At 63.0% G+C, this 12,796-nt stretch carries 9 protein-coding genes; 7 read left to right on the forward strand and 2 right to left on the reverse strand.

Features of this window, described 5'->3' with window-relative positions; translation table 11 throughout:
- Positions 1 to 12 precede the first annotated feature (12 nt).
- Positions 13 to 654, forward strand: coding sequence for a LysE family translocator (locus J1N02_RS04540; RefSeq protein WP_027603921.1), 642 nt, complete (start codon positions 13 to 15; stop codon positions 652 to 654).
- Here the strand turns inward: J1N02_RS04540 and J1N02_RS04545 are convergent.
- Positions 629 to 5,851, reverse strand: coding sequence for a dermonecrotic toxin domain-containing protein (locus J1N02_RS04545; protein ID WP_421147193.1), 5,223 nt, complete (start codon positions 5,849 to 5,851; stop codon positions 629 to 631). The two genes, J1N02_RS04540 and J1N02_RS04545, sit on opposite strands and share 26 nt — an antisense overlap.
- A 151-nt stretch (positions 5,852 to 6,002) precedes the next feature.
- On the reverse strand, positions 6,003 to 6,356 hold the full coding sequence (uraH, locus tag J1N02_RS04550; RefSeq protein ID WP_065927242.1) for a hydroxyisourate hydrolase: 354 nt from the start codon (positions 6,354 to 6,356) through the stop codon (positions 6,003 to 6,005).
- A gap of 379 nt (positions 6,357 to 6,735) precedes the next feature.
- On the opposite strand from uraH, the gene puuE reads away from it, so the two are divergent.
- The 6 genes from puuE (at position 6,736) to J1N02_RS04580 (ending at position 12,753) form a co-directional block, all read left to right on the forward strand.
- A complete protein-coding gene (gene puuE, locus J1N02_RS04555) occupies positions 6,736 to 7,662 on the forward strand; it encodes an allantoinase PuuE (RefSeq protein ID WP_092355125.1) in 927 nt (308 codons plus the stop codon).
- Entirely contained in the window at positions 7,659 to 8,174 is a 516-nt protein-coding gene (gene uraD, locus J1N02_RS04560) for a 2-oxo-4-hydroxy-4-carboxy-5-ureidoimidazoline decarboxylase (RefSeq protein WP_421147194.1), read from the forward strand. The genes puuE and uraD overlap by 4 nt, the downstream gene beginning before the upstream one ends.
- A gap of 41 nt (positions 8,175 to 8,215) precedes the next feature.
- Positions 8,216 to 9,211 (forward strand): allantoicase, encoded by a 996-nt coding sequence (gene alc / locus J1N02_RS04565; protein WP_027603916.1) that lies wholly within the window; start codon positions 8,216 to 8,218, stop codon positions 9,209 to 9,211.
- A 238-nt stretch (positions 9,212 to 9,449) separates the two neighbouring features.
- Positions 9,450 to 9,953, forward strand: a complete 504-nt coding sequence (locus tag J1N02_RS04570; RefSeq protein ID WP_027603915.1) for an ureidoglycolate lyase — start codon at positions 9,450 to 9,452, stop codon at positions 9,951 to 9,953.
- Positions 9,954 to 10,004: 51 nt separating this feature from the next.
- On the forward strand, positions 10,005 to 11,288 hold the full coding sequence (locus J1N02_RS04575; protein ID WP_421147195.1) for a urate hydroxylase PuuD: 1,284 nt from the start codon (positions 10,005 to 10,007) through the stop codon (positions 11,286 to 11,288).
- A 115-nt stretch (positions 11,289 to 11,403) separates the two neighbouring features.
- Positions 11,404 to 12,753 (forward strand): nucleobase:cation symporter-2 family protein, encoded by a 1,350-nt coding sequence (locus J1N02_RS04580; protein WP_092355131.1) that lies wholly within the window; start codon positions 11,404 to 11,406, stop codon positions 12,751 to 12,753.
- Positions 12,754 to 12,796 lie beyond the last annotated feature (43 nt).

The raw sequence follows: 12,796 nt of genomic DNA on the forward strand, positions 1-12,796 counted from the left end.
AAGGAGCATGCAATGAGTCTGGAAACCTGGCTGCTGTTCAGCGGCGCTGCGCTGGTGGTGATCCTGATCCCGGGGCCGCTGTCGTTGCTGATGATCAGCAACAGCCTGAACTACGGCCTGCGCCGCTCGTACCCGGCATTTCTCGGTGGGGTGATTGCCTCGATCTGCCTGTTGAGCGCGTCGGCCCTGGGCCTGGGCGCCTTGCTGCTGGCTTCGGAACAACTCTTCAGCGCGTTGAAGATCGTCGGCGCGCTCTACCTGTTCTACCTCGCCTGGCAGAGCTGGCAGCAATCGCGCCAGCCGTCCCACGGCGCGACCGTCCCGGAGGCGGCGCCGGTGCCGCGTTTTCGCGCGCTGTTCGGCCGCGCCTTTGTGCTGGGGGCCAGCAACCCCAAGGACATCCTGTTTTTCGCCGCCTTCCTGCCGCAGTTCCTCAGCAGCCAGCAGCCGTTCCTGCCGCAATTACTGATCATGATCGCCACCTGGACGCTCCTCGACCTGCTGTGCAAACTCGCCTACGGCCTCGGCGCCCATGGTGCTGCGCGCTACCTGCGCAGCGGCAGCGGCCAACACTGGTTCAACCGCGTCAGCGCCGCGCTGTTCGGCTGCGCCGGCGTTGCCTCGCTGCTCAAGGCACGGGTGGGCTCAGTTTGACGAAGTAAACGCTGGGCGCCAGGTTCCCCAGCACCGGCCACTGGATGCCTGCGACGATCCGAACCAGGCGCTGTTCCTCCATCGCCCCGCTGACCGTGGCGGCGAGGACGGAATCCCGGTGCGAACGGATGGCTGCCTGGAGCCAGCGGTCAGTGAGCCGCTTGTTCAACGCCACCGAACCGCGTTCGAACCACTGATAGGTCACGTAGTACAGGTTGTTCGAATGGGGATGGGTGGCAACCAGCTCAGGCACGAGGATTTTGCCGCGCCGCACACGCCATTCGTGAAGGCGGAAGCCCTGCTGCTCCAGTACAGCCCTGACGGCCTCCCGCTGCAGGGTTTTGCGTGCTTCGGAGACCTGCGCACCACCGGCCTTGAGTCGCGGCGCCACGGCGACCGGCGAACTGAAATCGACACGGGTGAAACCCGGCGCCTTGCCTTCGTAGCCAATGAACAGATTGGCGCCCCGCGTTGGCGTGGGCCGCAGCAGGTTCAGCAAATCATCGGTCTGGCCCAACCTCACAGGGTTGGGGGTCAACCAGTTGTCCAGGGTGGCCCGCAGGTTGAGCAAATGGCTGGCCGTGACCGAGCGCGAGGAATCGGCCAACTCAATCACCCTGGCAATCGCAGACGCCTGGCTTTGCCGCGTAATGCCCGGGAACGCCCTGCCCACCTGTGGCTCCAGCGGCCCGTCGAACAACGGCGCGTGCAATTGCCACTCCCCCGATGGCAGGCGCGACACCGGAATCGGCTGCTCCTGCAGCGCGCCGCCGGTCCAGCGCTCGATATCCACCTGGGCCTTTGAAACCAGCGGCTCGTTCCTGGCAATAAACCCGAGTGTGCTTAACGGTGCGTGATCACCCTGGTGAAGCAACCGGTAATAACCAACGCCCGATTGCGTCGCGGTGTCATACCTGGAGCCGATGTAAATAGCGTCGTAGGGAAAACCGGGCGGTTCCAGATGCACGTGAAACACCCCGGAAGCCGGTGTACTCGTCGCCTGGGCTTCAGGCACCCGGGTACGCCAACTGAACCAGTAGTCCGCCGGCGCGGAGGACTGAAGAATACGGTTGTGGGTGGCCATCGGTGCCGTGGGCGGTCGCCAGCCTGGTGCTCGGGCAGGTACCGGCCACGGGGTGAGCGTGGCCGAACTCGGCCCGGCCACGGGTGCATCCGCCCCCAGCAGCCACTCCCGGGGCTCATGGACCGTCAGGATCAACTCATCGGTGCCCGGCGCCTGCCGGTTCTTCAGGCGGAAATACGCTTCGTCGCCACGTCGGTAAACCGGGTAGTGGTGCGTGTCGTCCACCATGAAGTACTCGCCGTGTTTGACATAGATGCCTTTTTCGCCCGGCCCCTTCAACGCCACGGCCTCCTGCGGCGCACCCTGGGTTTTGAAACGCTCCAGGGGATTGAAGCGCGCGCCCCTCGATGGCGACGGCTCCAATGGGGCGACCCGGCCCAACGTCGAGACGCTCGCGCGGTGGATACGATTCAAGCCGGCGCCCATGGAACGGACCGCCGGGTTCGCCACAGTGCCCGGCTTCAGCTTGGGGCCGGGGAAAAACGTCAGTAACAGGTCTATCGTCAAAAACACCGTGCCAAACGCCACATCCACCGCATCCCGCGCATCACCATAGCGGTGATAACGCCGCGAGGTGAGCAGCAACTCGTACAGCTGGTTACCCAAGCTGAAAAACGGCACCACCACCGACAGCAACGCCCGCCGACGCGTGTCACGTTGCGCCTCCAGGCGCTGTTCGCGGTAGCGCTGCAGCGCCTGGCCGGACTGACTGTGCGCCTGGGCCTGGCGGTGCAACTCAAGCACCCGCGCCCGGTACAACAGGGCCTGGGCATCGGCGTGGGACGTCGGGACCCAGGCCAGCCAGTTCAGCGGGTCGCTGGCGATTTGCTCAAGCAGTTGCTGTTCAATCTCCTCGACACGCGCCGCGGGCACCAGGTGCTTGATATTGAATGAGCGAACGAAATCAGCCGCGCGCCAGAGCCCCTGCAGCATGATCGCGCCCGGCAGCAGATTACTCGGCTGAAAAAAGCCGGCTTGCGCGTGCACCGGGCCCGGGTGATGGGCGATGGCTTCAAACGCCCAGCCCGGCGCAACATGCCGGGCCAGGGCGCTGACGTAATCGGGCAACGCCCCGACACGATTGAAGTGCTCATGGGCCTCTTGCAGGCTGGCGTACTCATGAATGTGCCGCGCATCCGGCGCACTGGGCCAATAGACCACGCAGCGTTGCGACAACAGGTCGTGAATCAGCAGGATGCCGGCGATATAGCGATCGTGCTGCAGGGTATGGCCCACCAGATGCGCCACGTGCAGTTGCAACTGATCGCCGTGTGCAAGCAAATCCGCGGGCACACGGGCCGCCATTGCCGTGTTGAAAAAACGTTGGGCACTCGGGGTCAGCCCCTGCTGAATCGCCGAATGGAGATCCGCCTCGATACCCGCCTGCAAGGCCCGCCTGAGCAGCTCCGGGACACGTGCGTCGCTCAGCCGGTGCGCAGCGGCATCGGGGGGATAAAACGCACGATTGATCAAGGCTTCGTAGCGCCCGCCAATATCCAGCGAGGACACCATGCCGATCAGGTAACGCGGGCTCAGTTGCTGCCGCCAGGCCGGTTGCAGGTACTGGGCATAACGGAAGCGCCACCAGGTGGACATCATCTGCGGGTCGAGGTTGTGCAGTGCCAGTTGCAGCAGGCTCAAGCGCGAACGCTCAGTACTGGGCGCGAGGACTTCCTTGCGATCGCCGACCGTACAGCCGCTTTCCCAACCGCAGAAGCGGCCATCGACCCGGTCGGGCATTTCGATAAACGGAGTGTCGATGTCCAGTTGCGGCGGCAGGCCGTCCTCACGCAAGCGCGCAATCAAAAGGCGGCGGGCGAAGCTGTGCAGATCCGGCAAACGCTGCCCGAGGCGCTCTTCATAGGCCAGGACGCTGCCCAGGTAGCGGCTCTGCAGGTACTTGAAACGGTTGCGTTGCGCCACCGTCGCCTCGGCCAGCCAACTCGGCAATCTGTGTTTGGCACTCGCCGCCTTGCGCACCAGATCGACCTGGGCCCGTGCTTGAATCAGGGCATCGCTGACCGGCGCGTCGAGGTGCTTCTCCAACTCGACGGCCAACAGCGAGCGAGTCAATTGGACATCCCGGGTTTCACTGAAAATATTCGCGCTGCCATCAAACCCGCGCTGCTGGCGCAGGTACCCCTTCATCAGCCTTTTGAGCGCAAGCAACACAGGATTACCCTCGCTGACCTCATAGCGCACCGCCAGGGTTTGATTGGCCACCTGTTCACGTAGGGCGTTGCGCTGCGGCCGCTCGATGTAGCGCCACAACACAGACCCATCACGGCTGTCGAGGCTGGCCTCGATGCCCAGGGACAAGGCTTCGAGGCTGGCAAACGTCGCCACGCCACCCTCGCGCCCCAACGCGCACAGCACCACCGGCACCCGTCGTTGCGGATCGTTGAGCGCCGTGGTGCGGGTCACCGCAAACACGCTGTGCAGAGGCTCAAAGGCGTCGGCGCTGCCCACCAGCACGGACAGCACGCGGGTATCACTGCCGGCGCGCTTGCTGGCCAGCGGCGTATCCAGCACATCCACCAGCAGGTCGCGATGGACTGCGCGGATCAATTGGAGCCGATGCAGCAAGAGGATGTCGGCGCGCAGCACATCACTCCACCCGTCGATGAGCGCGTTCAGGCGCCTGGCTTGACCGGCGGGGCGCGCCTTCCAGAAGGCAGGGTCGAACAGCTGCAATTGCGCGCCGTGCAGCAGCGTGTGCAGGGTGTCCGCGTGCACCTTGCGCCGCTGCTCCAACACGACGAAATCGTCAAAGGCCTGGGTATCCGCCCCGACGTCCTGCGGGTCAAGCAATGCCATCAGGCCTTTTTCATACCGTTTGAGCTGTTGCAGCGCCGTGTTCATGGGCAGGTGCGCGGCGGTGCTGGCGAACAGGATTTCCTTGCGCCGTCGATGCTGATCCCAGTCCTGCAACGTCCGGCGAAGACTGCCCAGGCGTGCCTTGCCCACCCAGTGTCGGCGCGCGCGTTCGATATAGGCGAGCAGTCGCGCGGCATTCATCTCCAGCGGCTCGCGCCTGGCGGAAAACACCTGCGCAAGGTTGATCGACATCCCACAGGCCAACTCGTTTTCCCATTGCCCCTCCAGCACCGCCTGCGCGCTGTATGCCAGCGCATCGTCCCTCAATGCCACACCGCGTCCGGGCGCCGCCGCCGCGTCTTCGGGCCGGCACACCTCATGCCGGCGCCGCAGCGGCAGGCACTGCCAGAGGTCGTCGAACGAGGCGCCATTGATCAGTGCCACCAGGCCACACTGCAAGTGGGCGAACGACGGATATTCGTAGTAGTTGCGGCGGGCACCCGGCAGGTACATCACGTGCGGCCCGCCCGCCGGGTCGCCCTCGCGATAAATATGCAGGGCGCCGGGGATCGGCATCAGCCGCGGCCCCACGCCCGGCCACATCAACTCACTGGCCTGGACGCTGGCCCATGGCTCACCGGCGCGTCGGCGCGCTTCGGCCGTCGGAGCGTCCGCCAGCGCCTGGACCATGCCCATCGCCCCCTCCGACAGCTCGTCCAACTGCCGCGCCACAAAGGCCTGGTCGGCGAACTGCTGCTTGTGCAAAGCCGCCCAGCGTTCCTGGCGCGTCAGCCAGGAACCCGGCACCAGCGCCTGCCAATAGGCGCTGTGCACCTGGGCAAGTCGAGCCGAAAGGTTGAGCGCAATCACCCGGCGCAACGCCTCCAGCGGCGTAAACGGCAGCTGGCGTGCCGGTTCGGCCTTGAGGCTGACAGCGGTGAACTGATTGAGGTTGATCGGCACTGCAGGCAACACCATCAGCCGTAACGCACGGTCGGTCAGACTGTCGACCTGCTGCGCGGCTGCCGGCGGCTTGGGTTCGGTGAAGAGCAGGCCGTCCGGGTCCAGGTCAAAGGCCTTGCGCAGCTCGGCGCGAATCACCCGCAGCACCTTGGGCGCATGCAGGATCAGGCGAGACTGGTGTTTGGCCGACTGGGCGCAGCGCAGGTCGGCAATGGCCAGCCAATTGATCAACAGGCTGGGATGGGGGCTGCGGTTGATGGACCGGGTCAGTTGGCGACGCATGGCCTGCAACGCATCGTCGTCAGCCATATCGGGATCGGTAGGTGAAGTCACGGCGGTATCTTCGTCGAGGAAAGCCCTAGCCTATGCAGCGCAAACGCCCAGGGGGCGCTAGATAATTGACGGGTGCCGCGCACAAAAAAAGCCCGCAGTGTGGGCGGGCGAAAAACCAACGAAGAGCTTGGGGGTGTAACCAGGTGACGACTCAGCTACCGCGATAGGTGGAGTAGCTGTAGGGCGAAATCAGCAGGGGCACATGGTAGTGATCCTGTTCGGCGCTGATGCCGAAGCGCAATACCACCACATCCAGGAAGGCCGGCTCCGGTAATTGCACACCGCGGGCGCGGTAGTAATCGCCGGCGCTGAATTGCAATTGGTAGACACCGCTGCGGTAGTCATCACCTTGCAGTAACGGCGCGTCGCAGCGGCCATCGCTGTTGGTCAGCGCAGTGGCGACCAGTTCCAGCTGCGCGCCGTCGACGCGGTACAGCTCAACCTGGATGGCGCTGCCGGGGCAGCCGTGGGCTGCGTCGAGTACGTGTGTCGTCAGTCGTCCCATGGGGCGGGCTCCCTTGCATGAAGTGAAATAGGCTGCACCTTTACGGGGCATCAAAAAGCCGCTGATAGGCCGATTAAGACACTTTTAATAAAAATTGTACACAATAAAAACCACAAAGTTTCGCACAGGCTGCGACGCCTCGATCCTCAACGGGATTTCCCAGCAAGCCTTGCTTTTAAAAGACCTTTTGTCCGTTTACTGACCAATCGGGCAAGTTTCTTGCAGTGCTGAACGGCGGCAACTCCACGGAAAAAATGCGGAAATACAGGCTTACAAAGTGACCATTAAGTTGTATACAATCAGCCCATCGCTGTGACGCCACCCAGTCTTTCCGCTGGCCGCCACACACTTGCTACCACGAACAAGAAGGAAGACTGCAGTGAGCGCTGACTACCCACGCGACCTGATCGGTTACGGCAGTAACCCTCCTCACCCCCACTGGCCGGGCAAGGCACGCATCGCCTTGTCGTTCGTACTCAACTACGAAGAAGGCGGCGAGCGCAACATTCTGCATGGTGACAAAGAGTCCGAAGCCTTCCTTTCGGAAATGGTCTCGGCCCAGCCGCTGCAGGGCGAGCGCAACATGAGCATGGAGTCGCTGTACGAATACGGCAGCCGGGCCGGCGTGTGGCGCATCCTCAAGTTGTTCAAGGAATTCGACATTCCTTTGACCATCTTCGCCGTGGCCATGGCTGCCCAGCGTCACCCGGATGTGATCCGCGCCATGGTCGACGCCGGCCACGAGATCTGCAGCCACGGCTACCGCTGGATCGACTACCAATACATGGACGAGGCCCAGGAGCGCGAGCATATGCTCGAAGCCATCCGCATCCTCACCGAACTCACCGGCGAACGCCCGTTGGGCTGGTACACCGGGCGCACCGGCCCCAACACGCGGCGGCTGGTGATGGAGGAAGGCGGCTTCCTGTACGACTGCGACACCTACGACGACGACCTGCCCTACTGGGAACCCAACACCCCCACCGGCAAGCCGCACCTGGTGATCCCCTACACCCTGGACACCAACGATATGCGCTTCACCCAGGTGCAGGGTTTCAACAAGGGCGATGACTTTTTCGAGTACCTGAAAGACGCGTTCGACGTGCTGTATGCCGAAGGCGCCGAGGCACCGAAGATGCTGTCCATCGGCCTGCATTGCCGCCTGATCGGCCGCCCGGCGCGCCTGGCCGCCCTCAAGCGCTTTATCGAATACGCCAAGGGCCATGACCAGGTGTGGTTCACCCGCCGCGTCGACATCGCCCGCCACTGGCATGACGTACACCCGTTCCAGGGAGCGGCCAAATGAGCGCCTTCCAGACCTTGAAACCCTCGACCTTGAGCCGTGACGCCTTCGTCCAGGCCTTCGCCGACATCTACGAACACTCGCCATGGGTGGCCGAAAAGGCCTTCGACCTGGGCCAGGACGCCTCGATCGACCAGATCGAAACCCTGCACCAGCGCATGAGCGACATCCTGTTGAGCGCCGATCACGCCAGTCAGCTGGCGTTGATCAACGCTCACCCGGACCTGGCCGGCAAAGCGGCCGTCCAGGGCCAACTCACCCAAGCCAGCACCGAAGAGCAAGCTGGCGCGGGGATTCACCACTGCACGGCCGAAGAGTTCTCACGCTTCACCGAGCTGAACGATGCCTACAAGGCCAAGTTCAAGTTTCCCTTCATCATGGCGGTAAAAGGCAGCAACCGGCACCAGATTCTCGCCGCGTTCGAAACCCGCATTCACAACTCGGTGGATGCCGAGTTCAAGTGCGCGCTGGACGAGATCAACAAGATCGCGTTGTTCCGTTTACTGACCCTCTAAACCACCATCCCCAGCCACTCAATTTAAGGCAGACAAGAAGAATGAAAGCTTACGCCGTACCTTTCGAAAAGTTCGTCAACCTGGCCGACGCCCGCCTGGGCACCAAGATCATCTCCGTGACAGATGACTGGTTCGCCGACGCCAACCGCCTGTTCCAGCCGACCCCGGCCGTGTGGAAGGAGGGCGTTTTCGATGACAACGGCAAGTGGATGGACGGCTGGGAGTCACGCCGCAAGCGCTTCGAAGGCTACGACAGCGCAGTGATCCGCCTGGGCGTACCGGGCTCGATCAAGGGCGTGGACATCGACACGTCATTCTTCACCGGCAACTACCCGCCGTCGGCCTCCCTGGAAGCCTGCTTCCTGGCCTCGGGCGAGCCTGACGACAACACCCAGTGGGTAGAAGTCCTGTCGGCCGTCGAGCTGCAAGGCAACAGCCACCACTACCACGAGATCAGCAACGACCAGGCGTTCAGCCACCTGCGTTTCAACATCTACCCGGATGGCGGCGTGGCCCGTCTGCGTGTGTACGGCGTGCCGTTCCGCGACTGGTCGGCAGTGGGCGACAACGAACAGATCGACCTGGCTGCCGCATTGAACGGTGGTCGCGCACTGGCGTGTTCCGATGAACACTTCGGCCGCATGAGCAACATTCTCAACCCAGGCCGTGGCGTCAACATGGGCGATGGCTGGGAAACTGCCCGTCGTCGCACGCCAGGCAATGACTGGGTGATCGTCGCCCTGGGCCACCCCGGCGAAATCGAGAAGATCATCGTCGACACCCTGCACTTCAAGGGCAACTACCCGGACACCTGCTCGATCCAGGGCGCCTTCGTGAAGGGCGGCACCGACAGCCAGATCGAAACCCAGTCGCTGTTCTGGCGCGAACTGCTGCCGGCGCAGAAACTGGAAATGCACGCCGAACACACCTTCGCCGAGCAGATCAAGGCGCTGGGGCCGATCACCCATATCCGCCTGAACGTGTTCCCGGATGGCGGTGTGAGTCGCCTGCGTGTGCTGGGTAAAGTCTCCAGGTAAACGCTGAATCCTGTGGCAAAAGAGCTTGTTGTGGTGAGCGGGCTTGTCGAATCGTCGCACCGCCCGCGTTGGGGCGCGAAGCGACCCTGGAAGCAGACACCGCGTTTTCACAGAAGAAACGCAATGATCTTGTTGGGGCCGCTTCGCAGCCCAGCGCGGGCAAGCCCGCTCACCACATAAGCTCATTGCCACACACAAAATAGTTTTAACAACACAGAACTCGGATAAGAAGACAGCCATGCGCACACTGATGATCGAACCCCTGACCAAAGAAGCCTTCGCCCCTTTCGGAGACGTTATCGAAACCGACGGCAGCGATCACTTCATGATCAACAACGGGTCGACCATGCGCTTTCACAAGCTGGCAACGGTAGAAACCGCACAGCCTGAAGACAACGCGATCATCAGCATCTTCCGCGCCGACGCGCTGGATATGCCGCTGACCGTGTGCATGCTGGAGAGACACCCGCTCGGCAGCCAGGCCTTCATTCCGCTGCTCGGCAACCCCTTTCTGATCGTGGTCGCGCCACTTGGCGATGCACCTGTATCAGGCTTGGTCCGCGCCTTCGTCACCAACGGCAGGCAGGGCATCAATTACCATCGCGGCGTCTGGCACCACCCGGTGCTGACGATCGAAAAGCGGGATGACTTCCTGGTGGTTGATCGCAGTGGCACAGGCAATAACTGCGATGAGCATTTTTTCAAAGAGGATGAGCGGTTGATCCTCGCCCCCCACCAATAAGAGAAGGCCGGATCACCCGACAACAAGGGTGACAGGCGAGAGGTAAAGACTGTGGAAGCACATCTGTTGGAATGGCTGAACCTCAGCGTGCGCTGGGTTCACATGATCACTGGCGTCGCCTGGATCGGCGCTTCGTTCTACTTCGTCTGGCTGGAAAACAACCTCAACCGCGTCAACCCCAAGGACGGCCTGTCCGGTGACTTGTGGGCGATCCACGGTGGCGGTATCTACCACCTGGAAAAATACAAACTGGCCCCGCCGACCATGCCGGACAACCTGCACTGGTTCAAATGGGAAGCCTATTTCACCTGGATGTCGGGCGTCGCGCTGCTGTGCGTGGTGTTCTACCTCAACCCGACGCTCTACCTGCTCGCCCCCGGCAGCAGCCTCAGTGGCGGCGAAGGCGTCTTGCTGGGCATCGGCTCACTGTTCGCCGGCTGGTTCATCTACTCCTTCCTCTGCGACTCGGCCCTGGGCAAACGCCCTGCCCTGCTCGGCTTGATCCTGTTCGTGCTGTTGATTGCCGCCGCGTACGGCTTCAGCAAAGTGTTCAGCGGCCGTGGTGCGTACCTGCACGTGGGCGCGGTGATCGGCACCATCATGGTCGGTAACGTGTTCCGCATCATCATGCCGGCGCAGCGCGCGTTGGTGGCGGCGATCGCCGAGCACCGCACGCCCGATCCGGCCCTGCCGGCCAAGGGTCTGCTGCGCTCACGGCACAACAACTACTTCACCCTGCCGGTGCTGTTCATCATGATCAGCAACCACTTCCCGAGCACCTACGGCAGCCAATACAACTGGCTGATCCTGGCAGGGATCGCGGTGGCGGCGGTGCTGGTGCGGCACTACTTCAACACGCGGCATAACAGCCAGAAGTATGCGTGGACCTTGCCCGTGGGTGCGTTGGCCATGATTTGCCTGGCGTATGTGACCGGGCCCAAGCCGGTGGCGGAAGTCGCCAAGGCACCGGCGGCCATTGAGTACCAACCGTTGCCGGAAACCGCATTGGGCGGTGGCTTGAAACCCGCCGCGCCGGTAGCTCCGGCCGCCGCACCTGCGCCTGCCCAGGCGACGATTGATTTCGACAAGGTCCACGGGGTGATCCAGGAGCGTTGCGCCGTGTGCCATTCGGCCAAACCCACCAGCCCGCTGTTCAGCACCGCCCCGGCCGGCGTGATGTTCGATACCCCGGCGCAGATCCAGCAACAGGCGGCGCGCATCCAGGCGCAGGCCGTGGCAAGCCAGATCATGCCGCTGGGCAACATCACCCAGATGACCCAGCAGGAGCGGGATTTGATTGGCACCTGGATCAATCAGGGGGCGCGTACCAACTAACAGATTCACATAGTTCCAATGTGGGAGGGGCTTGCCCCCTCCCACATTTGGACCTGCAGTGTTTTGAAGATTGCGTTCCACACAACACAAAAATAAAAAAGATCCGAGGTGTTGCATGACCGAGTTAGTCGAACCGCAGATTCCTGCCGCACCCGCCATGGTGCGGCTGCCCCTCTTGCAACTGATTCTGGTAGGCCTGCAACACGTCTTGCTGATGTACGGCGGCGCCGTCGCCGTCCCCCTGATCATTGGCCAGGCCGCCGGCCTGAGCCGTGAAGAAATCGCCTTTCTGATCAACGCCGACCTGCTGGTAGCCGGCATCGCCACCCTGGTGCAGTCATTCGGCATCGGCCCGGTGGGCATCCGTATGCCGGTGATGATGGGCGCCAGTTTCGCCGCTGTGGGCAGCATGGTCGCCATGGCGGGCATGCCCGGTATCGGCCTGCAGGGCATCTTCGGCGCTACCATCGCCGCCGGGTTCTTCGGCATGCTGATCGCACCGTTCATGTCCAAGGTCGTACGCTTTTTTCCGCCGCTGGTGACCGGCACCGTGATCACGGCCATCGGCCTGTCGCTGTTCCCCGTGGCTGTGAACTGGGCCGGTGGCGGCAGCGCAGCGGCCACGTTCGGCTCACCGATTTACCTGGCGATTGCCGCCCTGGTACTGGCGACCATCCTGCTGATCAACCGCTTCATGCGCGGCTTCTGGGTGAATATCTCGGTGCTGATCGGCATGGGCCTGGGTTACGCCCTGTGCGGGGCCATCGGCATGGTTGACCTCAGCGGCCTGGCCCAGGCGCCGTGGGTGCAAGTGGTGACGCCGCTGCACTTCGGCATGCCCAGGTTCGAACTGGCGCCGATCCTGTCGATGTGCCTGGTGGTGGTGATTATCTTCGTCGAATCCACCGGAATGTTCCTGGCGCTGGGCAAGATCACCGGCCAGGACGTCACGCCGAAAATGCTGCGCCGTGGCTTGCTGTGTGATGCCGGTGCGTCGTTCTTCGCCGGTTTCTTCAACACCTTCACCCATTCCTCCTTCGCGCAGAACATCGGCCTGGTGCAGATGACCGGCGTGCGTTGCCGCTCGGTGACAATGATGGCCGGTGCCTTCCTGATTGTGCTCAGCCTGTTGCCCAAGGCCGCGTACCTGGTGGCGTCGATTCCCCCGGCGGTACTCGGTGGGGCGGCGATCGCCATGTTCGGCATGGTGGCGGCCACCGGCATCAAGATCCTCCAGGAGGCCGATATCGCCGACCGTCGCAACCAGTTGCTGGTGGCGGTGAGCATCGGCATGGGCCTGATCCCCGTGGTGCGCCCGGAGTTCTTCGCACAGTTGCCCGTGTGGATGAGCCCGATCACCCACAGCGGCATCGCCATGGCGACCCTCAGCGCACTGTCGCTGAATATCCTGTTCAACATTCTCGGCGGGGCCGAACGCCCCGTAGTCGACCCCGCCCATACCTGACACGTGCCCCATTGTCGCCCTGTGCGCGCTGTAACGGCGCACT

Source organism: Pseudomonas sp. NFX5 (assembly GCF_049132125.1).
GTDB lineage: Bacteria > Pseudomonadota > Gammaproteobacteria > Pseudomonadales > Pseudomonadaceae > Aquipseudomonas > Aquipseudomonas marginalis.

What these genes read in the sequence shown, in the direction of transcription:
- uraH (WP_065927242.1), bottom strand. Translation starts at nt 6,356, where the DNA reads ATGGGACGACTGACGACACACGTACTCGACGCAGCCCACGGCTGCCCC.
- alc (WP_027603916.1), top strand. Translation starts at nt 8,216, where the DNA reads ATGAAAGCTTACGCCGTACCTTTCGAAAAGTTCGTCAACCTGGCCGAC.
- J1N02_RS04540 (WP_027603921.1), top strand. Translation starts at nt 13, where the DNA reads ATGAGTCTGGAAACCTGGCTGCTGTTCAGCGGCGCTGCGCTGGTGGTG.
- J1N02_RS04570 (WP_027603915.1), top strand. Translation starts at nt 9,450, where the DNA reads ATGCGCACACTGATGATCGAACCCCTGACCAAAGAAGCCTTCGCCCCT.
- J1N02_RS04580 (WP_092355131.1), top strand. Translation starts at nt 11,404, where the DNA reads ATGACCGAGTTAGTCGAACCGCAGATTCCTGCCGCACCCGCCATGGTG.
- uraD (WP_421147194.1), top strand. Translation starts at nt 7,659, where the DNA reads ATGAGCGCCTTCCAGACCTTGAAACCCTCGACCTTGAGCCGTGACGCC.